1 protein-coding gene is annotated in these 488 nt (G+C 48.6%); it reads right to left on the minus strand.

From position 1 onward, the window contains the following. On the minus strand, positions 1-488 hold a 488-nt coding region (locus KP705_RS17155; protein WP_215765143.1), incomplete at both ends, for a plasmid recombination protein.

A 488-nucleotide genomic window follows, 5' to 3' on the forward strand; every position in this document is an offset into this window, starting at 1 on the left:
GGTTCCACTGGTCCCGAGTTAAACGCCTACGACCTGGACCAATACGAGTTAAGCCAGAAGGCTTCCCGACCTTATCCCAATAACTGTCCTGCCAATCTCTAAACGATTGCTTATAGGCTTCATTTTGTTCCTTTGGAGATAACCCATCCGCCTTGGCCTTCTGCTTTGCACTATCCCCAGGATGTAAGCTGATCGCCTTCAAATCATCAGGAACGATGAAAGCATGAAGATGAGGAAAAGCCTCATCATCATGCCTGATGACTGTCTTCAACTGGTCCCCATACGTGTCCTGCAACCACTTGACCGACCGAGCTTGCCAACGCTTACAATCGGCATCCATCTCACCTGGCCAAGACAGAACAATGCACGCCATAGTATTTTGAGTGCTTCTGATTTTCCTGCTCTTGCCATTCTTCTGAACATCAACAGCACCATCGCAAGCCTGCTCATGCTCACGCTCAAGAGCTTCTAAATCCTGACCAAAAACG

The organism is Gluconobacter sp. P1D12_c (assembly GCF_018812105.1).
Lineage (GTDB): Bacteria > Pseudomonadota > Alphaproteobacteria > Acetobacterales > Acetobacteraceae > Gluconobacter > Gluconobacter oxydans_A.